The organism is Humibacter antri (assembly GCF_054777235.1).
In genome coordinates this window covers 13473-37144 of sequence record NZ_BAAHAW010000021.1, presented here as the reverse complement: position 1 = coordinate 37144, position 23672 = coordinate 13473, and the positions used below count along the sequence as shown (strand labels likewise).

Sequence of the window (23672 nt, the reverse complement as noted above, 5' to 3'; positions counted from 1 at the left end):
TGCAGCCCTCGCGCCCAGCGCCTTGAGACAAGGAGAACGGCCATGGCCGTCGTCACCATGCGCCAGCTGCTCGACAGCGGAGTGCACTTCGGACACCAGACCCGACGCTGGAACCCGAAGATGAAGCGCTTCATCCTGACCGAGCGAAGCGGCAGCTACATCATCGACCTCCAGCAGTCGCTGGCCTACATCGACAAGGCGTACGACTTCGTCAAGGAGACCGTCGCACACGGCGGCACCGTGCTGTTCGTGGGCACGAAGAAGCAGGCGCAGAACGCCATCGCCGAGCAGGCGCAGCGCGTCGGTCAGCCGTACGTGAACCAGCGCTGGCTCGGCGGTCTGCTCACGAACTTCCAGACCGTGTCGAAGCGCCTCGCGCGCATGAAGGAGCTCGAGGAGCTCGACTTCGAGGGCACGACCAGCGGCTTCACCAAGAAGGAACTGCTGATCAAGAAGCGGGAGCTCGACAAGCTGCACAAGTCGCTTGGGGGCATCCGCAACCTCAGCAAAACCCCGAGCGCGATCTGGGTCGTCGACACCAAGAAGGAGCACCTCGCCATCGACGAGGCGCGCAAGCTCGGCATCCCGGTGATCGCCATCCTCGACACCAACTGCGATCCTGACGAGGTGCAGTACCCCATCCCGGGCAACGACGACGCGATCCGCTCCGTTTCGTTGCTCACCCGCATCGTTGCCGACGCGGCGGCCGAGGGTCTCATCCAGCGCCACCAGAAGCCCGAAGAGGGCGAGGAGGGCGCTGAGCCTCTGGCCGAGTGGGAGCGCGAGCTGCTGGAGACCGGCGACGGTGCAGTGCAGTCCAGCGCCGAGACCGCCAAGGTCGCCGACGCCGACCTCGCCGAGGGCAAGGCCGAAGCCGCTGCCATCGTCGACGAGGAGGCCGAGCAGGTCGAGGCCACCGAGTCCGAGGCGGACGTCGAGGGCGCGGATGCCGAGGCCGAGGCCGTCGTCGAAGCGGATGAGGCCGCCGAGGGCGCAGCCGCCGAAGCCAAGTAGTCCACCCTTTCTTCTCTTCTTTCAGGAGTTCACATCACCATGGCAAACGTCAGCATCGCCGACATCAAGGCGCTGCGTGAGCAGCTCGGCACCGGCATGGTCGACACCAAGAAGGCGCTCGAAGAGGCCGATGGAGACATCGAGAAGGCCACTGAGATCTTGCGCCTGAAGGGTGCGAAGGGCAACGCCAAGCGTGCGGACCGCTCCACGAGCGAGGGCCTCGTCACGGCTCGCGAACACGACGGTCGTGCGTACATGCTCGAGCTGAACTGCGAGACCGACTTCGTCGCGAAGAACGACAAGTTCATCGCCCTCGCGGGCGGCGTCGAGGAGGCCGTCGTCGAGGCGGGCGCCACCACGCTCGAGCAAGCGCTGGCAGCACCGGCCGCCACGAAGACAGTGGCCGACGTCATCAACGACGAGGCCGCGATCCTCGGTGAGAAGGTCGACCTGCGTCGCTTCGCGAGCCTCGACGGCGACGCGTTCTCGATCTATCTGCACCGCACATCGAAGGACCTGCCTCCACAGGTCGGCGTCATCCTCGCCTACACCGGCGACGATGCAGAGACGGCGCGCAGCATCGCCCAGCACATCTCGTTCGCCAACCCCGAGTACCTCACGCGCGACGACGTTCCGGCCGAGAAGGTCGAGAACGAGCGCCGCATCGTCGAGGAGATCTCGCGCAACGAGGGCAAGCCGGAGGCTGCTCTGCCGAAGATCATCGAGGGGCGTCTCGGCGCCTACTTCAAGCAGGTCTCGCTGCTCGACCAGGACTACGCGAAAGACAACAAGCTGACCGTCGGCAAGGTCGCTTCCGCCGCAGGCATCGCGATCACGGGTTTCGCCCGATTCAAGGTCGGCGCCTGAGAACGGTGAAGAGGAGTCCGGATCGTCCACCGATCCGGACTCCTTTTTGTTGTCTTACGGCCTAGTCGGCCGCCACTACGTTAGATTCCGTACACGCTCGAGAAGGGACTCGCCACATGCCAACTGCCACGAGACGGAGGGTACTTCTCAAACTGTCCGGTGAGGCGTTCGGTGGCGGCGCCCTTGGCGTGAACCCCGACGTGGTGAGCTCGCTGGCCAGGGAGATCGCACGGGCCGCAGAAGACGTCGAGGTCGCGGTCGTCGTCGGCGGAGGAAACTTCTTCCGTGGAGCGGAGCTGAGCCAGCGCGGGATGGACCGCGGGCGCGCCGACTACATGGGCATGCTCGGAACCGTGATGAATGCGCTCGCACTGCAGGACTTCCTGGAACAGGCAGGCGCCGAGACGCGGGTGCAATCGGCGATCAGCATGACGCAGGTGGCCGAGCCGTACATTCCGCGCCGTGCTGAACGCCACCTCGAGAAGGGTCGCGTCGTCATCTTCGGTGCGGGCGCCGGCCTGCCCTACTTCTCGACGGACACCGTGGCGGTGCAGCGCGCCCTGGAGATCGGTGCGCACACTGTGCTGATGGCCAAGAACGGCGTCGACGGCCTCTACAGCGACGATCCGCGCAAGAATCCGGAGGCGGTCAAGCTGGAGCGCATCACGTATCAGGACGCCCTCGTGCGCGATCTGAAGGCGATCGACGCGACGGCGCTCAGCCTGTGCCGTGATAACGCGATGCCGATGCAGATCTTCGGAATCGAGCCGGAGGGAAGCGTCACCGCAGCCATCCTGGGCAAGGAGATCGGCACGATCGTCGGCGGCTGAGCGTACGCCGGGCGCCGGGCCCCGGCGGCCCTAAGCTTGAGCTGACCCCAACGAACGAAGGAGCGACAGGTGATCGCTGACTCACTCGCCACGGCGACCGATCGCATGACGAAGGCCGTCGACGTGGCCAAGGACGACTTCTCGATGGTGCGCACCGGGCGGGCGAATCCCCAGTTGTTCCAGCGCATCCTCGTGGACTACTACGGAACGCCCACTCCGCTCGCGCAGCTCGCCTCATTGCAGAACCCCGAGGCGCGCACGCTCATCATCACGCCATATGACAAGTCCGCGCTGAAGGAGATCGAGAAGGCGATCGTCGCAGCCCCGAACCTCGGTGCGACGCCCAACAACGACGGCACGATCATCCGGATCACCATGCCGGAGCTCAACGAAGAGCGTCGCAAGGAGTATGTGAAGATCGTGCGCTCGAAGGCGGAGGATGCCCGCGTGTCGATCCGAAACATCCGCCGGAAGGCGAAGGACGAGCTCGACGCGCTCAAGTCCGAGGTGGGTGACGACGAGGTGGCGCGCGCTGAGAAGGAGCTCGAGTCGATGACGAAGAAGCACATCGACCAGGTCGACGATGCCCTGGGGCGCAAGGAAGCCGAACTCCTCGAGGTCTGAGCCTGAGATGACCCAGCCGCCTGACGCATCCCCGCCACCGCCGGACGACGGCGCGCGTCATGACGGTGGGGCGTCGCCGTTCGGGCGCCGTATCCGCGATCGCCGGGCCGACATCGAGCGCCAGGTCCAGGCGCAGGTGCAGGCGACCAGGGCGCAGCTGGATGCCACCAATGAGAAGATCCAGCAGCGCACCGGTCGCAATCTCATCTTCGCGATCCTGATCGGGCTGGTCGGCGGTGCACTGCTGCTGGTCAGCCTGATCGTGGTCAAAGAGATCTTCATCGTCTTCGCTGCGGCACTGGCCGGGTTCGCCGGGTTCGAGTTCGCCACTGCGCTGCGCATCGCGGGACTCCGCGTGCCGCGCGTCGCACTCACCGTCGTCGGCGTCGTGCTCGTACCGGCCGCGTACTACCTCCACGCGTCGGGGGAGTGGGTCGTGGCGATCGCGGGCATCCTGTTCCTCTGGCTCTGGCGCATCGCCGAAGGGCTGCCGGCGTCGAGGCGAGTCGGAGGGCCGGCACTCGTGCGCGACCTCGTGGCCTCTGTGCTGGCCATTCTCTACGTGCCGTTCCTGGCGTGCTTCTCTGTGCTGCTCGTCGCACAACCGCACGGACAATGGTGGACTCTGGCCGCGCTGATCGTCGTCGTCTCGGTGGATACCGGGGCGTATGCGGCAGGACTGTCGTTCGGCAAGCATCCGATGGCGCCCACCATCAGCCCGAAGAAGACCTGGGAGGGGTTCGCCGGAGCGGCGGCGACCGCGCTTGTCGCCGGGATCGTGCTCGCGATCTTCATGCTGCACGCGCCGTGGTGGTTCGGACTCGTGTTCGGTGCGCTCATCCTGATCTCGGCGACGATGGGTGACCTCACGGAATCGCTGATCAAGCGTGACATCGGCATCAAAGACATGAGTTCCTGGCTGCCCGGACACGGCGGATTCCTCGATCGCTTGGACTCGATCCTTCCCTCTGTCGCGCTCGCCTACGTGCTATACGTGATCTTCGAGCCGCTTTTCCGCTAGCAGGTGGAGGCCGGATGCTTGTGGGCCGCCACGCGCCCACGGCTCGCTTTGAGGTAGACATCAACCCTTTTGAGAGAATGAGCCCGTGGCCACGTTCCCCACTGTCAAACGCAGCAAACGCGGATACGACCCCGAAGAGGTCGACCGCTTCCTGCGGCTCGCCCGCCGCGCCTACGAGGGCGATCCCGACGTGCCCTTGACGGCCGAAGACATCCGGCGCACCGGTTTCGCTTTGCAGCGCGGCGGCTATCAGCCCGATCTGGTCGACGGGGCACTGGAGCGTCTCGAGGACGCATTCGCAGCACGCGAGCGCACCGAGACTCGCCGAGAGCTGGGAGAGCGTCGCTTCTTGGACGAGGCGCGGGGCACGGCCCAAGTCATCCTGAACCGGCTCGGTCGGCCGGAGGGGCATCGATTCGAACGCACGAGCATCTTCACGATCGGATACAACAAGCGTGAGGTCGACCGATTCGCGAAGCGGCTGACCCGCTACTTCCGAGACGGCATGCCGATGTCGGTCGATGAGGTGCGCACGGTCGTGTTCCGGCAGCAGCGCCACGGGTACCGCGAGGCCCAGGCGGACCTCCTGCTGGATGCCGTCGTGGATGTCATGCTGGCCGTCCGTTGACGCGCGAACTCGGCCCGAGATTCCGGCGATAAGGCGAATCGCATGGCAATCGCTTTTGCCCTCCGGGCGATCTTCGTTATCGTGGTGTGATCGTGGGCAGGCGAGTACGACACCTAGCAGAGCCTCCGACACCGACCCGAAGCGCGGTGGAGGCGTCCGCTCGGCGACCCCAGCCGGTTCAGCGGCCCGAGTCGGTTCAGCGGCACCGCCCCAGCGGTCGGCGGTCGCAGACGCGGCTCCGGCGGGGCGCGCGTCCCGTGGTCGTCGGCGTGGCCTTCCTCGCCGCCATCGGGTTCTTCCTGGTGAACATCGTCGACCCGTACTCCGGAGCGACAGCGTCTCCCGAGTTCGCGTCAGCACATTCTCGATTCCTCGACCAGCCCATACAGAAACTCGACGTGTCCGGCAAAGCCACGGCCGAGACGGTCAGCATCGACACCTTCAGCTCCAAGGAGGCGCCGAAGCCGGTCGTGAAACCGGTCGTCGCGGCATCCTCGTCCTCCGGAGGCAGTTCGTCGGGTGGCGCACCGGCCGCAGGCACGCCCGACCCGGGAAGCGCCCAGGCATATGCGCAGGGAGTGCTCGCGTCCCAGGGCATGGGCGCCGACCAGTTCAACTGTCTCGTCGCGCTCTGGAACCGCGAGTCGCACTGGAACGTTTACGCGTACAACTCGAGCACCGGTGCCTACGGCATCCCGCAGGCACTCCCGGGCAGCAAGATGGCGTCGGCGGGCGCCGATTGGGCGACGAACTTCGTCACCCAGGTGAACTGGGGACTCGGCTACGTCGACGGACGCTACGGCACACCATGCGGCGCATGGAGCCACTCCGAGTCGACCGGCTGGTATTAGGCGGCCTGGTCCGGCACTCTCGTCGGTCGCGCCGATCACCGGCGCAGCTCACCGGCCCCGACGTGTCTGTCTCGGAAGCGAGCTCTCATGACAGACGCTGAGTCGCCCATAAGCTGACCGCATGGAGTACGCGCTTCTGGTCATCGCCGGCATCGTCGTGCTCGTCGCCGCAGCGGTGTTCTCCAAGAAGCTGGGCATCGCCACGCCCATCGTGCTCGTCGTCATCGGAATCGCGTACTCGTTCGTGCCCGGCGCGCCACATCTCGCCCTGAACCCCGAGGTGGTGCTCGACCTGCTCCTGCCGCTTCTGCTCTACGCGGCGGCCGTGCAGGTGCCGATCGTCGACTTCAGGCGCAACCTCGGAGGCATCGGCATGCTCTCCGTCGTGCTCGTGGTCATCTCCGCCGTCGTGATCGGCTTCATTCTGTATGCACTTCTGCCTCAGCTGAATCTTGCCGCGGCGATCGCGCTCGGGGCGGTCGTCAGCCCGACGGACGCCGTCGCGGCGACAGCGGTCGCCAAACGGCTGGGCCTGCCGGCGCGAGACGTCACTCTGCTGGAGGGCGAGAGCCTGGTCAACGATGCGACCGCGCTGGTGCTGCTGAAGTCAGCAATCGCTGCCACGGCGGCATCCGTCAGCCTCTGGAGTGTTGCAGGGGACTTCGCCAAGTCCGTCGTCGTCGCGATCGTCGTCGGCGTGGTGATCGGATTCGTCACAGTGTGGGTGCGTTCGAAGTTCTCGGAACCCGTGCTCGACACGGTGCTCTCGTTCGTGGTGCCTTTCGCCGCGTTCATCCCAGCGGAAGCGTTGCAGGCGTCCGGCGCTCTTTCGGTCGTCGTCGCCGGCCTGTACTCCGGGCATCAGGCGGCACGCAAGTTCAGCGCGCAGTCGCGCATCAGCGAGCGGGTGAACTGGCGCGTGATCGCATTCGTGATCGAGAACGGTGTCTTTCTCATCATGGGCGGGCAGCTCACCGGACTCGTGCAGGCATCGGTGAAGCATCCGGACATCGGACTTCCCGAGACTTTCGCGCTCGGCCTGCTGGTCGTCGTCGTACTACTGCTTGTGCGGGCACTGATCGTCGCCCCCGTGCTGTGGCGCGTGCGCAGAGCCGCCGGTCGGGCGGATGACGGACGCGAACGTCTTTCGACGCTCCGGGAGCGCATGAAGGCGTGGCGGGAGCGGTTCGACGACGACCGGGTTCAGCATCGCGCAGACCGGGCAGAACACCGGATCGCGCAACGCGACGCCGACATGGTCGACCTTCAGAAGAACAACGTCGGCTGGCGCGACGGGGTCGTGCTCACCTGGGCAGGCATGCGCGGAGTCGTCACGCTGGCGGCCGCACAGTCACTGCCGAACGGCACTCCTTATCGACCGCAGCTCATCCTCATCGCGTTCGTCGTCGCGATCGTGTCGTTGCTCGCGCAGGGCGGAACGCTGCCCTGGATCATCAGGCTGACCAGAATTCGCGGAACGGATGACGCCGCCGACACGCGCGAGCTGGCGTCGCTCCTCGACGAGATCGCCGAGGCCGCCGATCGGGCCATCGACGCGCCCGACATCGGTCTGCCCGAGGGGCAGTCCGTCGACCCGGATGTCGTGCAACGCCTTCGCGACGACATCGGGGTGCTCGCAGAGGCGACGTGGGAACGCGCGGCCGTTCGCGATGGTCAGAGCGCGGTGGGTCCGCACGCTCAGTACGGACTGCTGCTGCGTATCGCCATCGACGCTCAGCGCGAGGCGCTGCTGGAGGCGCGGTCGAAGGGCGCCTATCCGTCGCGGGTTCTGAGTAAAGCCCAGTCGCTGCTCGACCAAGAGGAGGCCCGCCTGGAACGTCGCGACGCAGGGGACTGAGGTCGCCTGACGCGACTCGCACGGGCGGATCGTAAAATGGGCGGATGCCGCGCAACAACCACCCCCGCAAGCGCGGCGCTGCAGGGCACCACGAGTACGGTGATCTGAGCCGGCTCCTGGACGGATGGCGGCGCACCGAAGTGCGCAGGGAACGCGAGTGGCACGTGCAGCCCGCGGGCGGGGCGTCGGCCATCAAGAACTACACGTGCCCCGGATGCGGCGGCGTGATCGCGCCTGGGGTCGCACACGTGGTGGTGTGGCGTGCCGATGGAGTGACCGGAGACACCGCCGATCTTGAGGCGAGACGTCATTGGCACAGCGGATGCTGGCGCATCGTGTGATCATCTGGATCTCGATACGGCGCGCGTGAGCGCACGCCTACTCGATCTGGATCTCGATACGGCGCGCGTGAGCGCACGCCTACTCGATCTGGATCTCGATACGGTGCGCGTGAGCGCACGCCTACTCGATCTGGATCTCGATACGGCGCGCGTCAGCGCACGCCTACTCGATCTGGATCTCGATACGGTGCGCGTCAGCGCACGCCTACTCGATCTGGATCTCGATACGGTGCGCGTCAGCGCACGCCTACTCGATCTGAGCTCTGAGTGAAGACGCACTGCGTCTTCACTCAGAGCTCATTCTGTCTGGGGATGACGACCTGCTTGATGATCAGCAGGATCGACGCGGCGACCGGGATCGCGATCAGCGCGCCGAGGATGCCCAGCAGCGAGCCGCCGGCCAGCGCCGCGATCACGACGACGGCGCCAGGCACCGACACTGCGCGGTTCATGATGCGTGGGCTCAGCACATATGCCTCGACCTGCATATAGATCACGTAGTAGATGGCCGCGACGAGCGCGGTGAGCGGCGATGCCAGCAGCAGCGACAGCAGCACGATGACGATCGAACCGGAGATCGTGCCGATCAGCGGGATGAGCGAGAACAGGAACGCGATCACCGCCAGCAGGATCGGGAACGGAGCGCCGATGATCGTGAGGAAGATCGCGCTCAAGATGCCGTTGATGAATGCCAGGCTCACCTGACCCATGACGTACTTGCCGACCGCGTCCGTGATCTGCTCGGCGATGTCGGCGAACCGGCCGCGCTTGCTGGCCGGCACGAGTTCGTATGCCGCCCGCTTGATGTTCGGCAGGGAAGCGGTGAAGTAGATGGTCAGGATGATGACGATCAGCGCGCCGAAGAACCCGGAGATGATGCCGATGCCGACAGACAGCAGGCCCGCGCCGATGCTGCCGGCGGACTTCTGCACGTAGCCCCAGATCTCCTGGAGCGACTTGTCGAAGTCGATCGCCGGGAACTGCTTCTGCAACGCCTGATACCAGTCTTGGTATGTGCCCTTCTCGACGAAGGTCGTGATCTGCTTCACGAGACTCGTGCCCTGGCTGACGATGATCGGGATGATCGCCCACAGCAGCAGGCCGAGCAGCACGAGCAGCACGACGAGCACGATCAAGATGGCCGCCCAGCGCGGGATCTTGCGCCGTTCCAGGAATGCCACGATCGGCTCGATGCCGAGTGCGAGGAAGAGGGCGGCCCCGATGTAGGTCAGGATGGTCGACAACGAGACGATCGACGTGAGGATGAGAACGCCGAGTCCGACTCCGAGAGTCCCGATCAGTCCGACCCGGAATGCATTCTGGATCTTCACGCGGCCCCCCTCGCCTGCACCGTCAGTCGTCTACGGCAGCCACCTGCTCCGCCTGGCTCAGCACGCTGCGCAGGCTCTCGAAGTAGCCGGCCACGGCTTCGCGTTCGATCCTAATCTGCGACAGTCGCTCTTCCGCGTCAGCCACGAGCCTGCGGGTGCGCTCTTCCGCCTCGTCGATGATCGCGGCTCCGCGGTCCTCGGCGGAGCGCACGATCTCCCGCGCGGACCCCTCGGCTTCTTTGCGCGCCGCCTTCACCTCGGAACGCATCTCCTGCTCGATCGCATCTCCCTCGGAGCGCACGTCGTTGGTGCGGTTGGTGACCTCCGCCAACTCCGCGTTCGCGTCGTCGAGGTACTTCTGCGTCTGCGCGACCGCCTCCTGATGGCGGGCGAGGTGCTCCTTCTCGGACTCGTCACGGCGGCCCTTGAGCTCCACCTCGAGCTCCATGCGCGCACGTTCGGCCTCGTGGGCGAGCCGTTCCGACTCCGCAGCGATCTCCGAGCGGATGCCCGCAAGCTCCTCCTCGAGCTCCTTGCGCGCCTTCTCCGCGGTTCGTTGGAACGCCGTGCGCTCCTTCTCCGCTTGGGCGGCCGCCTCTGACCGGCGCTGATCGATCTCGCGTGACAGCGCGGCCCGGCCCTGTTCGATCTCGTTGGCGAGGTCGATGCGGGCCTGTTGGGTGTCTGCGGCGAGGTCGCGCCGCGCCTGGGCGATCTCCTCGTCGACCATGGTGCGGCGGTCGGCCAGTTCCGCCTCGACCTCGGCACGCCGTGCCTCGATCTCCCGGGCGAGGGCCGCCCGGGTCTCCTCGACCTCGCGGCTGAGCCCTTCGGCATCCGTCCGCGCCTCGGCGGCCTCACGGGTGGCCGCCGCTTTCGTCTCGGCCGCTTCGTGTTCCGCTTCGGCCTGCGTGGCCGCGGCCTCGCGCTTGGCCGTCGCCCGAAGCTCGGCCACCTCGGTGGCGACCGACGTGCGCAGGGCGGCGGCCTGACGCTGGGACTCCTGATTCAGCGTGTCGGCCCTGGTCCTGGCATCGCTCACCAGCTCGTTCGCGTCGATGCCGGCATCCTGCAGCGTCGTGTCAGCCTGCGCGTGCGCTTCGGCGAGAATGCGCTGAGCCTGCTCCTCTGCTGTGCGGCGCGTCTTCTCGACCTCGGCCGCGACCGCTGAACGCAGCTTCTCGGCGTCGATGTCGGCCTGCGCGATCATGCGCGTCGACTGTTCCTCGGCAACGCGCAGTGTGTTCTCGAGCTTCGTTCCTAGGCCGGAGAACGTCGGGCTGCCGACCTCTTCGATCTCCGCGTTGAGCTCGTCGATGCGTGCGGACAGGCGCTTGACCTCTTTGGCGGAGTCCGCGGTCTGCGTGTTCGCCTGGATCAGCTCGCGTCGCAGGTCTTGGAGCGCCTTGTCGACCTCGTCCTTGTCATAACCGCGGAAGACTTGAGTGAACTCGGTCTCTTCGGGGGCCACGGGCTTCTTCTCTCCACAGGTGGTATCGGGGGATGATCTTCGCGCGCGGCACAGCCGTAGGGGGGAGTGGGCAGGCGGCACGAAGCCGGCGCGACGACGCGCCGGGCCTTTCGAGTGTAGCCGGGCCGGGCATCCGATGGGACGGGGGTTCTGGGCCGCCTCACCGTCCGACGACCCGCCGTTCAGCGCGCTGGGAGCGGGTTCCCAGGGCCATTTCGGTATCGTGGGATGCCTGCCGGGCGCCGCGCGCGGCGGCCGTCACCCGAAGCCACCGATTGCGGCGCCACCATTCGGCGCCGATCGTGCCCGTCGCTACGGCACCCTGCGTGCGGATGCGACAGCGAAGGAGAGTTCGTGCGATTCCTGATCGCCATCCTGGCGTTCATCGCCGCGGCCGTGATGATCGGCCTGGGGTTCGCCCAGCGGACCATCTGGATCCCGCCGGCGAACATCGTCACCGGCACCATCGTGAAGGGCGGGGAGCCGTTCACCGTCATCGACGGATCAGTACTGCGCGCCCTCCCCGGACAACAGACGCTCACCGTCTCCGGCGGCAGCAAGCCGTTCGTCGCATACGGCCGTACCGCCGACGTGCTCGCCTGGCTCGGCACGGAGAAGTACGCCAAGGTCTCCTACAACGCGTCCACCGACACGCTGTCGTCGCACGTCGTCACGCCCAAGCCGAGCAAGACGTCCACTCCGCAGCCATCCGGCACCGCGACCCCCGCCCCGACTGCGACGCCGACGCCGAGCGCAACGGCCGGTTCCGGCTCGACCTCGAGCGACTCCACGAAGAGTGCGGTCCGCAAGGGTCCGAACCCGGCTGGTTCGGACTTGTGGCTGGAGGAGTTCAGCGGAGACGCCGCCTCGATCACGAAGATGAACGTGCCCGATACGGTCAGCGTCATCGTCGCCAGCGATGGAACGAAGCCGGCACCCGACAAGATCACCATCAACTGGCCGCTCGACAGCCGCACGCCGTTCGCGGGTCCGCTCATCGTCGGAGGAATCGTCGTCGCCGCGTTCGGAGTGCTGATGTACGTGCTCGCCATCCGCCATCTGCGACGTTCGCGCGGACCGCGTCGCGGTGGCGGCAAGCCGCCGAAGCTGCCTCGTGGCGGAGGCAAGACGCCGAAGCCGACTCGCGGCTCCGAGCCGCTGGAGCCCACCGGCTACCCCACCGACTACAAGGAGCCGCCAGAGGTCGAGGCTCCGGCGAAGGGCAGGCGCTCGATAGGGAGGGCATTCGTCGCCCTGCCGGTCGTGCTCGTGGGAACCCTCGCGCTCGCCGGATGCTCGTCGGACTATTGGCCCCAGTTCGCCGCTTCGACGGCGAAGCCGACCTCGACCCCGATCGCCACCGACCTCCCGGGTCAGGGCAAACAGACGCCGCCGCCGGCGGTGACCGGTCCGCAGCTGGACAACATCGTGAACTCGATCGCGAAGACTGCGGGCAAGGCCGACGGAGCCCTGGACGGAACGCTCGCCGCGACGCGGTTCAGCGGGCCGGCGCTGGATGCCCGTACCGGGGACTATGCGCTGCGTGCCAAGAAGTCAGACGCGCCCGCCGAGCAGGCCATTCCGAGCAATTCCGTCTCGCTCGCGTTGCCGGAGGCCACGAATGACTGGCCGCGAGTGGTCAGCGCGGTCGTGCACGACTCGAAGAATTCCAAGGCGGCTCCGCTCGACCTGGTGATGATCCAGAAGTCTCCGCGGGACAACTACACGGTCGAGTACGCGATCGCGCTGGAGGCCGACGCGAACGTGCCCGACCTGCCACCGGCCAACATCGGCACCTCGATCGTGCCGCCGGACTCGAAGCTGCTGTCGGTCGCGCCGAACAAGTTGGCCGAGTACTACGGCGATGTGCTCCAGAACGGCGAGAAGAGCAAGTACTACAGCCTCTTCGACTCGAAATCCGACAAGCTGGCACCGCAGGTGGGTGCGGCGTACAAGGCGTCGCAGATCGCGAACCTGCCGAAGACCGCATCGCTCACCTTTGCGAGCCAGGTCGGAACGGACGGGCCGATCGCGATGGCGACGAACGATTCGGGCGCCATAGTCGCCACGAGTCTGAACGAGGTGTCCACGCTGAAACCGGTCGAGGCCGGCGCCACCGTCTCGACCAGCAATCCGAATGTTCAGGCGCTCACGGGTGTGACCGACAGCACCAAGGGTCTCGAGACCACGTACGGCTACCAGCTACTGTTTTACGTGCCGCCTGCGGAGTCGAAGCACAAGATCGTGATGCTCGGTTTCACTCAGGCGCTGCTCGGCGCGAAGGAACTCGGATGACCAACACCCCTGATGCCGCATCCTTTCGAGGTGCGATCGACCTCTCTGCACTCGCGAACCGCCCTGCAGGACGATCCGGCGCAACGGATGCCGCGACCGAGCAGACTCTGCCAGGACTGATCTACGACGGCACCGACGAGAACTTCACGCAGTTCATCGAGCTGTCGAACACGGTGCCGGTGATCGTCGACCTCTGGGCCGAGTGGTGCGGGCCGTGCAAGCAGCTCTCCCCGGCGCTGGAGCGCGCGGTGAACGACTACGCCGGCCGCCTCGTGCTCGTGAAGGTCGACGTCGACGCGAACCCTCAGCTGGCGCAGGCGTTCCAGGCGCAATCGATCCCGACGGTCGTCGCGATCATCGGCGGCCGTCCCGCGCCGCTTTTCGTCGGCGCCATCCCGGAGCAGCAGGTGCGCGAGGTGTTCGACCAGGTGTTGCAGATCGCCGAGCAGAACGGGGTGACCGGCAGCGTGAACCTCGACGACGCGGCGGGCGCGGAGGGCCCGGAGACGACATCCGAGCCGGAACCGGAACCACTGCCGCCGCACCACCAGGAGGCGTACGACGCGATCGAGCGCGGTGACTTCGACGGTGCGATCGCCGAGTACCGGCTGGCGATCGCTCAGAACCCGGCCGACGACCTCGCGGTAGCCGGGCTCGCCCAGGTCGGCCTGCTCAAGCGGCTCTCCGCGCTCGACTCCGGCCACGTGCGAGCTGCCGCTGCGTCGGCCCCGAAAGACGCCGATGCCGCCCTCGCGGTCGCTGACCTCGACCTCTCCGGCGGCCACGTCGACGACGCGTTCGGGCGGCTGCTCGACGTGTTCGCCACGGCCGATGCGGCCACTCGCGACCTGATCCGCACGCGCCTCGTGGACTACTTCGAGATCGTCGGCGTCACCGATCCGCGTGTGATCAAGGCTCGCGGTCGCCTGGCGTCGCTGCTGTATTAGCTCGGCGTGAACCGACTCAGCGCTTCGGGCGCAGCCAGAGGGCACCGAGCGGCGGCAGGTCGAGAACGGCGGATGCCTGCATCCCGCCCCACGGGGCATCCGTCGCCTTGACGGCGCCCAGGTTGCCGACACCAGACCCGCCGTATTCGACGGCGTCGGTGTTCAGCACCTCATCCCAGTCGCCGGCGAACGGCAGCGGCAGTCGGTAACCGTTGTGCGGTATTCCGGCGAAGTTCACGACGCACACCAGCGGATCGCCATCGGCCCGACGGGCGAACGCAACGACGTTGCCCTGCGCGTCACCGCCCTCGATCCACTGGAAACCGCGCGGATCCTGGTCGTAACGCCACAAGGCCGGCTCGTCGCGGTAGACGGTGTTGAGCCGTGCGACCAGGTTCCACAGACCGCGGTGAGCGGGCTGGTCGAGGATCCACCAGTCGAGCCCGCGCTCCTCGCTCCACTCCGAAGGCTGCCCGAACTCCTGGCCCATGAAGAGCAGTTGTTTGCCCGGGTGCGCCCACATGAACGCGAGGTAGGCACGCACATTCGCCAGTTGCTGCCAGTGGTCGCCGGGCATCTTCGCCAGCAGCGACCCCTTGCCGTGCACGACCTCGTCGTGGCTGATCGGCAGAAGGAAATGCTCACTGAACGCATACGCGAACGAGAACGTGATCTCGCCGTGGTGGTACGAACGGTACATCGGGTCCTCGTGCATATACTGCAACGAGTCGTGCATCCAGCCCATGTTCCACTTCAGCCCGAACCCGAGCCCACCTGTACGTGTCGGCGACGTGACACCCGGGTACGCGGTGGACTCCTCGGCGATCATCACGATGCCCGGATTGCGCTTGTATGACGTTGCGGTCGCCTCCTGCAGGAACGAGATCGCCTCGAGGTTCTCGCGCCCGCCATGAACGTTCGGCGCCCACTCGCCGTCGGAACGCGAGTAATCGAGGTACAGCATGGAGGCCACAGCGTCCACCCGCAGCCCGTCGACGTGGAACTCCTCGATCCAGTACAACGCGTTCGCCACCAAGAAGTTGCGCACCTCCGGTCGGCCGAAGTCGAACACGTACGTGCCCCAGTCCTTCTGTTCGCCGCGGCGGGGGTCCGGATGCTCGTACAGGGCCTCCCCGTCGAACCGCGCGAGGGCCCAGGCATCCTTCGGGAAGTGTCCGGGAACCCAGTCCATGAACACCCCGATACCGGCGCGGTGCAGCCGGTCGATCAGGTAGCGCAGGTCGTCCGGATGCCCGAAGCGGCTGGTCGGCGCGTAGTACCCGGTCACCTGGTAGCCCCACGACCCGCCGAACGGATGCTCCGCCAATGGCAGGAACTCCACGTGGGTGTACCCGAGCGGCGTCAGGTAGTCGATGAGGGCATCCGCCGCCTCGCGGTACCCGAGTCCCGGTCGCCACGATCCCAGGTGCAACTCGTACACGCTCATCGGCCCGATGTGCGGGTCACGGGAGCTGCGGGCGAGCATCCAGTCGTCGTCGTTCCAGATGTAGTCGCTCCACGCCACGATCGACCCGGTCGCGGGCGGCACCTCGGCGAACCTCGCCAGCGGATCCGCCTTGAGTCTCCACTGGCCGTGCTTGTCGCGCAGCTCGAACTTGTACACCGCACCCGGAACCACCTCAGGGAGGAAAAGCTCCCACACGCCACTTGCACCCATGGACCGCATGGCAGAGCCGACGCCGTTCCAGTCGTCGAAGTCGCCGATCACGCGAACGGCAGTCGCGTTCGGCGCCCACACCGTGAACGCGGTTCCCGAGGCTCCCTCGTGCTCGCGGTGGTGTGCGCCGAGCGCGTCCCAGAGCCGCTCGTGCCGGCCTTCACTGATCAGGTGCAGGTCGAGTTCGCCGATGGTGGGCGTGAAACGGTACGGGTCCTCGGCGGTCCACACCGTTGCGTCCTCGTAGCGTGCTTCCAGTCGGTACTGCTGCGGTCCGATCACGCTCACGCCCTGCCACACGCCGTGCCCGAGATGACCGAGGGCGACCCGAGCGCCGGTGGCGAGCACCGCCGTGACCGACCGTGCCAGTGGCCGCAGGGCACGGATGACCGTGACGCGGTCCTCGACGCCGTCCGCCGCCACCAGGTGCTGGCCGAGCACGGAATGCGGTTCGTGGTAGCGCCCTTCGGCGACGGCCAGCAGCACGGCGTCGTCCGGAACCGGTGCCTGGATCGCTGCTGATCCGTCCGCGTGCGGCGTCGTCGTGTTCTGGTTCTCGGACATCGGGCCGCCTTACGCCGGAGGACTTGCAGGGGAACGCACGCTGAGGATGTGCACGGGCTCGTTGAAGGAATCCAGTCGCACGTAGTTGACGGCACCCCACGACCAGACCTGCCCGGTGACGGCATCCGTCACCTCGTACGTCGCACCGTGCGGAACGCCGATCGCCGGAAGGTCGAGGTGCACGAGGGTCTCGCGCACCGCGTGCGGGTCGACATTGGCGACCACGATCACCGTGTCGGGCTCGCCGGTCCCGGTGAACTCGGCGGGCAGGTGCTTGCTGTAGACGAGCACCGCGTCGTCGTCGCTGGCGTGCACGTGCAGGTTGCGCAGCTGCCTCAGCGACGGATGCTCGCGCCTCGCCCGGTTCAGCATCGTGAGGTACGGGGCCAGCGATTCGCCTCGAGCCTCGGCGCCGTCGTAGTCGCGGGGTCGGTACTCGTACTTCTCGTTGTCGAGGTATTCCTCTGCGCCGCTGCGGGCCACCGATTCGTAGAGTTCGTACCCCGAGTAGACGCCCCAGAGCGGAGCACCGGTCGCCGCGATCGCCGCCCGCACCTTGAAGGCGGGCCGACCACCGAACTGCAGGTACTCGGTGAGGATGTCCGGCGTGTTCACGAACAGGTTCGGGCGCATGAACGAGTCGGTGTCGTGCGTGATGGAGTCGAGGAACTCCTCGAGTTCGGGCTTCGTGTTGCGCCAGGTGAAGTACGAGTACGACTGCTGGAACCCGGCCTTCGCGAGCGTCTGCATCACCGCCGGTCGGGTGAATGCCTCGGCGAGGAAGACGACGTCGGGGTCCTCCCCGTTCACGGTGTGGATGAGCCATTCCCAGAAGTCGACGGGCTTCGTGTGCGGGTTGTCGACACGGAAGATGCGGATTCCCAGACCCATCCAGTGGCGCACGATTCGCAGCACCTCCGCGCGGATACCGGCCGGATCGCCGTCGAAGTTGACCGGGTAGATGTCCTGGTACTTCTTCGGTGGGTTCTCGGCGTACGCGATGGTGCCGTCCGGCAACCGTGAGAACCACTCCGGATGCTCGCGCACCCACGGATGATCAGGCGAGGCCTGCAGCGCGAGATCGAGCGCCACCTCGAGCCCGGCCTTCTTCGCCCGGGTGAGGAACCGCTTGAAGTCGGCCTCCGTGCCGAGGTCCGGGTGGATCACATCGTGTCCGCCGTCGGCACCGCCGATGGCCCATGGCGAGCCCGGATCGTGCGCGCCGGCATCCAGTGAGTTGTTGGGCCCCTTGCGGTAGGCAGACCCGATCGGGTGGATCGGTGGCAGATAGACGACGTCGAATCCCATCTGGGCGATCCGAGGCAGCCGGGACTGCGCCGTGCGGAACGTGCCGGACTTCCACGACCCGTCGGAGCGGCGCGCGGCGCCGACCGAGCGCGGGAAGAACTCGTACCAGGCGCCGACGCCGGCGCGCTCCCGTTCCACGAGCACCTCGTAATCACGGGATGCCGTCACGAGGCTGCGCAGCGGATTGCGGGCGAGGTACTCGAGCACCCCGTTCGTCTCAAGGGCTTCCAGCCGCGCGATCGGGGAGCTCCTGCGCTTCACGAGTGCTTTCGCCTCGTCTGCGAGCCATCGCCCTTCCGGCTGGGCGGCCTGCTCCGCCGCCGCGCGGTTCAGGAGTTCGGCGCCTGCGGCGAGCACCAGGTCGACGTCGATGCCTGCAGGCACTTTGATGCCCGCGGCGTGCCACCAGGTCGCGACATCGTCGCCCCACGCCTCGACGCCGAAACGCCAGGTGCCCTGCTCGTTCAGGAGCGCCGTCGTTCCCCAGCTGTCCGTTCCCGGGGCGAGTGCGGACATCCGGCGCCTGTGCGTCGCGCCGGAGGGTGCCGTGAGCACGAGTTCCACGCCGATCAGGTCATGGCCCTCCCGGAACGCTACGGCCGAGAACGGCACCACCTCGCCGTTGTACGCCTTCGCCGGCCATGCGCCGCCTTCGACGACCGGACTGACATCAAGGATCGGGAGCCTGCCGGTCACCGGTTGGTATGCGTCGCGCGGTGCCGGTTCCGTCGGGCGGCGGGTACGGGACGAGCGTGACGACGTGGTCGGCATTCTCCGACCGTAGCGCTCCGGAGCCCCGAAGTCGCCACTGCGAGCGCGCCGCGCGCGTCGCCCTCGCATCCGACGCTGCGAAGCCCTGAAACGAGCGGGCGTTCACGCGTTCGATACGCGGCGTGGGTAGGGTTGCGCGAGTGAAAGCCATCCGTCGACTCACCGTTCGCGCGGTCATCCCGGACTCTCTGCGCGCCCTCGACGAGCTCGCGTCGAACCTGCGCTGGTCGTGGCACGAGCCGACCAGGGATCTGTTCCGCCACATCTCCGAGAGCCTGTGGCGCGGCACAAACCACGACCCGATCGCGCTGCTCGGGGCGGTGAGCCCTGCGCGTCTGGCCGAGCTAGCCGACGACGAGGGCTTCGTCGGCTGGGCGAACGGCCTGCGCGACGACCTGCGACGCTACATCGGCGAACCGCGGTCGTATCAGACGCTTCAGGATGCCCCGCAGTCGATCGCGTACTTCTCGCCCGAATTCGGCATCGCGGCGGCGCTTCCGCAGTACTCCGGCGGTCTCGGCATCCTCGCCGGCGATCACCTGAAGAGCGCGTCGGATCTCGGTGTGCCGCTGACCGGAGTGGGACTGTTCTACCGATCCGGGTACTTCGCGCAGTCGCTGACGGCGGACGGCTGGCAGCAGGAGAGCTATCCGGTGCTGGATCCCGACGGCATGCCCCTCTCGGTGCTGCGCCACGCTGACGCCACTCCGGCGATGGTGGCATTGGCCATGCCGGACGGCCGCACTCTGAGCGCCCGCATCTGGACCACGCTCGTCGGCCGGGTGCGACTGCTCCTGCTGGACACGAACATCCCGGAGAACGACGAAGATCTGCGCAGCGTCACCGACCGGCTGTATGGCGGCGGGGGAGAGCACCGGCTGCTGCAGGAACTGCTGCTGGGCGTCGGCGGCGTTCGGGCGCTGCGTGCCGCAACGATCCTGCTCGGCCTTGCGGCCCCGACCGTCTACCACACCAACGAAGGCCACGCCGGATTCCAGGGGCTGGAACGCATCGCAGAGCTGATCGGCGAGGGCCTCACCTTCCAGCAGGCGCTGGAGGCGGTGCGCGCCGGAACCGTGTTCACCACGCACACGCCGGTCGCCGCGGGAATCGACCGGTTCGAGGCATCCCTCGTGCGCCGCTACTTCCAAGCCCACGAACTCGTGCCGGGAATCGATGTCGACGACGTGATGCGTCTCGGTGCCGAGGACCACGGGAGCGGCTCGCCCGATGTGTTCAACATGGCAGTGATGGGGCTGAGGCTCGCGCAGCGCGCCAACGGGGTCTCTCAGCTTCACGGCGACGTCTCGCGGAACATGTTCGCCGGGCTCTGGCCGGGATTCGACCACGACGAGGTGCCGATCGGTTCGGTCACCAACGGCGTGCACGCGCCGACGTGGACCGACCCCTTGCTGACGGAGCTGGCACAGAACACGCTCGGCACATCCGACACGACCCACGCCGACTGGCTCTCGCCGGCGCTCAGCGACCACGACCTCTGGAATGTGCGCGGCAGGTTGCGCGAGAACCTGGTGCAGGATGCCCGCACGCGTGTCGCCGGCGAGTGGCACCGCCGTTCTCGCGGCGCGATCGCTCCCGCGTGGCTGTCGGGTGTGCTCGACCCGCACCTGCTCACCATCGGATTCGCCCGCCGCGTCGCGACCTACAAGCGGCTCACGCTCATGTTGCACGACAAGGAACGGCTCACGCGTCTGCTGAACGACCCCGAGCGCCCGGTGCAGCTCGTCATCGCAGGCAAGGCGCATCCGGCGGATGACGGTGGCAAGCGGCTCATCCAGGAGCTCGTCGAGTTCGCCGCATCGCCCGAGGTGCGCAATCGCCTCGTGTTCCTGCCGGACTACGACATCACGATGGCGCAGACGCTCTATCCGGGGTGCGACATCTGGCTGAACAACCCGCTCCGGCCGCTCGAGGCGTGCGGCACGAGCGGCATGAAAGCTGCGCTGAACGGCGCGCTGAACCTGTCGATCCTCGACGGTTGGTGGGCCGAGTACTTCGACGGCGACAACGGCTGGGCCATCCCGTCGGCGGACGCCGCGGGGGATGCCGCCGAACGCGACGCGCTCGAGGCGAACGCGCTCTACGACCTGATCGAGCACCAGATCGCGCCACGCTTCTACGACCACGACGAGTCCGGAGTGCCGATCACATGGATGCAGCAGGTGCGGCACACGCTGACGACGCTGTCCCCGGCGCTCAGTGCAGACCGGATGGTGTCTCAGTACGTCACCGAGCTGTATCTGCCCGCGTACGCCGAGGCGACCCGACTCGGTGCGAACCGGTACCAGGGCGCCCGCGAGTTCGCCGCGTGGAAGGAAAGGGTCACGAACGCGTGGTCGGATGTCGCGGTCGTGCACGTGGAGTCCGGGGGAGTGGATGCCGTGCCGCAGGTCGGTGATCGCCTTCGCCTGCGAGCCCACGTCGCGCTCGGAACGCTGGAGCCGTCGGATGTCGCGGTGGAGGTCGTATACGGCCGCATCGGCGAGAACGACGAGCTCGAGAAGGTCGGGCATCAGCGACTGAGTCACCACGATGGAGGCACCGGCGGCACTGCCGCGTTCGAGGGCGTGGTGCCGCTGGACCGCGCCGGATCGTTCGGCTACACCGTGCGCGTGCTGCCGTGCAACGCCGCCATGGCGAATCCGGCGGAGCTGGGCCTGGTGACAGCGGCGCGCTGAGGCGGCGTCAGCGCGCGATGGCGACCAGACGTGCACCGGTGACCGCGAGCAGGTCGGCCGGCGTCAGTTCGATGTCGAAGCCGCGGCGACCGCCTGAGACGTAGATGGTCTCGAAGACCGAGGCCGATGCATCCAACAGCGTCGTCAATCGCGTCTTCTGGCCGATCGGGGAGATGCCGCCGACGACGAAGCCGGTCTTGCGTTGCGCGACCGCGGGCGCGGCGAGCGACGCCCGTTTCGCGCCGACCGCCACCGCCAGCGCCTTGAGGTCGAGCAGGCCGGTGACCGGAACGATGCCGACGACGAGTCGCCCGTCGGCATCCGCCACCAGTGTCTTGAACACGCGCGCAGGGTCGACCTCCAGCTCGTGCGCCGCCTCGACCCCGAACGCCGTCACGCCCGGGTCGTGCTCGTACGCGTGCGCCTTGAACGCAACGCCGGCGCGCATGAGGGCCGCCGTGGCCGGTGTCCCTGCCGGGCGGGTGGATCCGGACGACTTCTGAGGCACTGCTACTCGTGCGCCCGGAACAGCTTCATCGACGTCGGGCCCATGTCGACGTCGTCGCCCGGCGCGTGCTCTCCGTCGGCATCCGCCACCGCCTCCAGTGCGCTGTCCCACAGAAGCGTGTAGCCGCCGACGCCCTCGTGCTCGGGAAGCGCCACCGAGGTGTCGGTCTCGAGTCCGTGCACGACAAGAAGCATGCGGTTGAACTCCTCGAACTCCGGGGTCGACGCGGTGAGGTACTGCAGCGTGCGGTTCTCAGGAGAATCCCAGTCCTCCTGCGCCATCGTCCGTCCCGACGCGTCGTACCAGTCCAACTGGCTGGCGCCCGGTACGGTCTCGCCGAACTTGCCGAACCGCACCGGACGCAGCGCGGGATTCTCCCTGCGCAGCCTGATCAGCTCGGTCGTGACGGCGGCGAAGTCGCGCTGCCGTTCGTCCCAGTCCCAGCTGAACCACGTGAGCTCATCGTCGTGGCAGTAGGCATTGTTGTTGCCGGACTGGCTCCTGCCGTACTCGTCGCCCGCCGTGATCATCGGGATGCCCGCCGACAGCAGCAGCGTGCCCATCAGGTTGCGCGCCGCCTTGCGCCGCACGGCGCGGATGCCCTCGTCGTCGGTCGGTCCTTCCACACCGTGGTTGAACGACCGGTTGTCGTTCGTGCCGTCCCGGTTGTCTTCGCCGTTGCCGAGGTTGTGCTTCTCGTCGTATGAGACGAGGTCGGCGAGCGTGAAGCCGTCGTGCGCCGTGACGAAGTTGACGGATGCCAGCGGTCCGCGCTCCGGACTGAAGAGGTTCGACGATCCGGCGAGGCGGGTAGCGAATGAGCCGATTCCGGTGGGTGCGGAGCCGTTCGCGCGGGCATCCGCGATGTCGGCCAGCCAGAATGAGCGGGCACGGCCGCGGTATCGATCGTTCCACTCGTGCCAGCCGTTCGGGAACCCGCCGGTCTGCCAGCCGCCCGGGCCGACATCCCACGGCTCCGCGATGAGCTTGACGCCCTCGAGGTACGGGTCGTCGACGATCGCGGTCAGCAGTGAGTGGTCGTTGTCGAACTCGCCGGTCTCGTCGCGGCCGAGGGTGGCGGCGAGGTCGAAGCGGAAGCCGTCGATCTGCACGTCGTTCGCCCAGTACTTGAGCGAGTCGAGCACCAGGCGCTTTGCGGCGGTGTTGCCGTAGTCGATCGTGTTGCCGACGCCGGTGGTGTCGATGTAGGAGCCGTCGGCGTTCTGCCGGTAGTACGTGGCGTTGTCGATCCCGCGCAGACTCGTCGTCGGGCCGCCGAGTCCTTCCTCCGCCGTATGGTTGTAGACGACGTCGAGGATGACCTCCAGGCCCGCCTCGTGCAGTAGCCGCACCATCCCCTTGAACTCCCGCAGCACGGCCTCGGCACCGGATGCCTGCGCCTGCTTCGTCGCGTATGGAGCGTGCGGAGTGAAGAAGTTCAGCGTGTTGTAGCCCCAGTAGTTCGACAGTCCGAGCCGTGACAGTCGCTGCTCGGTGGCGAACGCCTGCACCGGCAGCAACTCGATGCTGGTGACCCCCAGCCGGCGCAAGTGCTCGATGGTCGCAGGATGCGCGAGGCCTGCGTACGTGCCGCGCAGGTCCCCGGGAATCGCCGTGTTGAGCGTGGTGAGACCCTTCACGTGCGCTTCGTAGACCACCGTGTGGTCACGCGGCACATGCGGCTTGCCTGTTCCAGCCCAGTCGAAGCCGCCGTCTATGACGACGGAGCGCCACTCCTTCGTGCCTGCGCGGAGAAGGCCGCGCGAATAGGGCTCGATCAGCAGCTTGCGCTCGTTGAAGTGATGCTCGGGTCCGCGTGGGCCTGAGCATCTGATGTCGTAGCGGGTGCCCGGTCGCAGGTGTGGCGACTGCGCGGTCCACACGTCTCCGTGCCCGCGGGTGAGGGGCACCGTCTCGATGAGCCAGTTCGGGTCGGAGTCGTCGAAGATCAACAGTTCGATCGACGTCGCGTTCTTCGAGTAGACCCCGATCGTCCCGCCGTCGGCCTCGGCGTGCACGCCGAGCTGTGACAGGGGATCCTCGCTCGACATGCGTTCTACAGTAAT

Annotated in this window: 19 protein-coding genes; 13 read left to right on the top strand and 6 right to left on the bottom strand. The window is 67.2% G+C overall.

The window, feature by feature from the left end; genetic code table 11:
• Nucleotides 1–42 precede the first annotated feature (42 nt).
• The 10 genes from rpsB to ACYVDK_RS09330 all read left to right on the top strand — a co-directional run bounded on the left by rpsB (nucleotide 43) and on the right by ACYVDK_RS09330 (nucleotide 8305).
• Nucleotides 43–1014 carry a small ribosomal subunit protein uS2 gene (gene rpsB, locus ACYVDK_RS09375; protein WP_460520993.1) on the top strand — a complete coding sequence of 324 codons (972 nt, stop codon included), beginning with the start codon at nucleotides 43–45 and terminating at the stop codon, nucleotides 1012–1014.
• A gap of 39 nt (nucleotides 1015–1053) precedes the next feature.
• The gene (tsf, locus tag ACYVDK_RS09370; RefSeq protein ID WP_460520991.1) at nucleotides 1054–1881 is read left to right on the top strand and encodes a translation elongation factor Ts; all 828 of its coding nucleotides are present in this window, start codon (nucleotides 1054–1056) and stop codon (nucleotides 1879–1881) included.
• Nucleotides 1882–1997: 116 nt separating this feature from the next.
• Nucleotides 1998–2711, top strand: a complete 714-nt coding sequence (gene pyrH, locus ACYVDK_RS09365; RefSeq protein ID WP_440295033.1) for a UMP kinase — start codon at nucleotides 1998–2000, stop codon at nucleotides 2709–2711.
• Nucleotides 2712–2780: 69 nt separating this feature from the next.
• Nucleotides 2781–3335, top strand: a complete 555-nt coding sequence (frr, locus tag ACYVDK_RS09360) for a ribosome-recycling factor (RefSeq protein ID WP_460520989.1) — start codon at nucleotides 2781–2783, stop codon at nucleotides 3333–3335.
• Nucleotides 3336–3342: 7 nt separating this feature from the next.
• A complete protein-coding gene (locus ACYVDK_RS09355; RefSeq protein ID WP_460520987.1) occupies nucleotides 3343–4356 on the top strand; it encodes a phosphatidate cytidylyltransferase in 1014 nt (337 codons plus the stop codon).
• 85 nt (nucleotides 4357–4441) lie between these two features.
• A complete protein-coding gene (locus ACYVDK_RS09350) occupies nucleotides 4442–4984 on the top strand; it encodes a DivIVA domain-containing protein (RefSeq protein WP_460520985.1) in 543 nt (180 codons plus the stop codon).
• Between the two features lie 257 nt (nucleotides 4985–5241).
• Nucleotides 5242–5835, top strand: a complete 594-nt coding sequence (locus tag ACYVDK_RS09345; RefSeq protein ID WP_460520983.1) for a lysozyme family protein — start codon at nucleotides 5242–5244, stop codon at nucleotides 5833–5835.
• 121 nt (nucleotides 5836–5956) lie between these two features.
• Nucleotides 5957–7693, top strand: a complete 1737-nt coding sequence (locus tag ACYVDK_RS09340) for a cation:proton antiporter (RefSeq protein ID WP_460520981.1) — start codon at nucleotides 5957–5959, stop codon at nucleotides 7691–7693.
• A gap of 44 nt (nucleotides 7694–7737) precedes the next feature.
• Nucleotides 7738–8034, top strand: a complete 297-nt coding sequence (locus ACYVDK_RS09335; protein WP_460520979.1) for a hypothetical protein — start codon at nucleotides 7738–7740, stop codon at nucleotides 8032–8034.
• 25 nt (nucleotides 8035–8059) lie between these two features.
• Nucleotides 8060–8305 (top strand): hypothetical protein, encoded by a 246-nt coding sequence (locus ACYVDK_RS09330; RefSeq protein WP_460520977.1) that lies wholly within the window; start codon nucleotides 8060–8062, stop codon nucleotides 8303–8305.
• Nucleotides 8306–8324: 19 nt separating this feature from the next.
• On the opposite strand, the gene ACYVDK_RS09325 is transcribed toward ACYVDK_RS09330, so the two are convergent.
• Both ACYVDK_RS09325 and ACYVDK_RS09320 read right to left on the bottom strand, forming a co-directional pair.
• Nucleotides 8325–9365, bottom strand: a complete 1041-nt coding sequence (locus ACYVDK_RS09325) for an AI-2E family transporter (protein WP_460520975.1) — start codon at nucleotides 9363–9365, stop codon at nucleotides 8325–8327.
• Between the two features lie 22 nt (nucleotides 9366–9387).
• Nucleotides 9388–10836, bottom strand: a complete 1449-nt coding sequence (locus ACYVDK_RS09320) for a coiled-coil domain-containing protein (protein ID WP_460520973.1) — start codon at nucleotides 10834–10836, stop codon at nucleotides 9388–9390.
• Nucleotides 10837–11190: 354 nt separating this feature from the next.
• Here ACYVDK_RS09320 and ACYVDK_RS09315 point away from each other — a divergent pair, with 354 nt between their 5' ends.
• Together ACYVDK_RS09315 and ACYVDK_RS09310 are read left to right on the top strand one after the other, a co-directional pair.
• Nucleotides 11191–13131: a hypothetical protein gene (locus ACYVDK_RS09315; protein ID WP_460520971.1), complete on the top strand. Its 1941-nt coding sequence runs from the start codon at nucleotides 11191–11193 to the stop codon at nucleotides 13129–13131.
• Nucleotides 13128–14078, top strand: coding sequence for a tetratricopeptide repeat protein (locus ACYVDK_RS09310; protein WP_460520969.1), 951 nt, complete (start codon nucleotides 13128–13130; stop codon nucleotides 14076–14078). Before ACYVDK_RS09315 ends, ACYVDK_RS09310 begins: the two co-directional genes overlap by 4 nt.
• A gap of 16 nt (nucleotides 14079–14094) precedes the next feature.
• On the opposite strand, the gene glgB is transcribed toward ACYVDK_RS09310, so the two are convergent.
• Nucleotides 14095–16320 (bottom strand): 1,4-alpha-glucan-branching protein, encoded by a 2226-nt coding sequence (glgB, locus tag ACYVDK_RS09305; RefSeq protein WP_460520967.1) that lies wholly within the window; start codon nucleotides 16318–16320, stop codon nucleotides 14095–14097.
• A 9-nt stretch (nucleotides 16321–16329) separates the two neighbouring features.
• Nucleotides 16330–18399 carry an alpha-1,4-glucan--maltose-1-phosphate maltosyltransferase gene (locus tag ACYVDK_RS09300; protein WP_460520965.1) on the bottom strand — a complete coding sequence of 690 codons (2070 nt, stop codon included), beginning with the start codon at nucleotides 18397–18399 and terminating at the stop codon, nucleotides 16330–16332.
• Nucleotides 18400–18539: 140 nt separating this feature from the next.
• On the opposite strand from ACYVDK_RS09300, the gene glgP reads away from it, so the two are divergent.
• The gene (gene glgP, locus ACYVDK_RS09295; RefSeq protein WP_460520963.1) at nucleotides 18540–21098 is read left to right on the top strand and encodes a glycosyltransferase family protein; all 2559 of its coding nucleotides are present in this window, start codon (nucleotides 18540–18542) and stop codon (nucleotides 21096–21098) included.
• Nucleotides 21099–21105: 7 nt separating this feature from the next.
• On the opposite strand, the gene ybaK is transcribed toward glgP, so the two are convergent.
• Both ybaK and glgX read right to left on the bottom strand, forming a co-directional pair.
• Complete coding sequence (ybaK, locus tag ACYVDK_RS09290; RefSeq protein ID WP_460520961.1) at nucleotides 21106–21606, bottom strand: aminoacyl-tRNA deacylase; 501 nt, start codon at nucleotides 21604–21606, stop codon at nucleotides 21106–21108.
• A gap of 2 nt (nucleotides 21607–21608) precedes the next feature.
• A complete protein-coding gene (gene glgX, locus ACYVDK_RS09285) occupies nucleotides 21609–23657 on the bottom strand; it encodes a glycogen debranching protein (protein WP_460520959.1) in 2049 nt (682 codons plus the stop codon).
• Nucleotides 23658–23672 lie beyond the last annotated feature (15 nt).

Bases quoted from the DNA above. Each gene is read 5' to 3' on its own strand.
- ACYVDK_RS09335 (WP_460520979.1), top strand. From the start codon at position 7,738: ATGCCGCGCAACAACCACCCCCGCAAGCGCGGCGCTGCAGGGCACCAC.
- glgX (WP_460520959.1), bottom strand. From the start codon at position 23,657: ATGTCGAGCGAGGATCCCCTGTCACAGCTCGGCGTGCACGCCGAGGCC.
- pyrH (WP_440295033.1), top strand. From the start codon at position 1,998: ATGCCAACTGCCACGAGACGGAGGGTACTTCTCAAACTGTCCGGTGAG.
- ACYVDK_RS09310 (WP_460520969.1), top strand. From the start codon at position 13,128: ATGACCAACACCCCTGATGCCGCATCCTTTCGAGGTGCGATCGACCTC.
- tsf (WP_460520991.1), top strand. From the start codon at position 1,054: ATGGCAAACGTCAGCATCGCCGACATCAAGGCGCTGCGTGAGCAGCTC.
- glgB (WP_460520967.1), bottom strand. From the start codon at position 16,320: ATGTCCGAGAACCAGAACACGACGACGCCGCACGCGGACGGATCAGCA.
- ACYVDK_RS09340 (WP_460520981.1), top strand. From the start codon at position 5,957: ATGGAGTACGCGCTTCTGGTCATCGCCGGCATCGTCGTGCTCGTCGCC.
- rpsB (WP_460520993.1), top strand. From the start codon at position 43: ATGGCCGTCGTCACCATGCGCCAGCTGCTCGACAGCGGAGTGCACTTC.
- ACYVDK_RS09300 (WP_460520965.1), bottom strand. From the start codon at position 18,399: ATGCCGACCACGTCGTCACGCTCGTCCCGTACCCGCCGCCCGACGGAA.
- ACYVDK_RS09355 (WP_460520987.1), top strand. From the start codon at position 3,343: ATGACCCAGCCGCCTGACGCATCCCCGCCACCGCCGGACGACGGCGCG.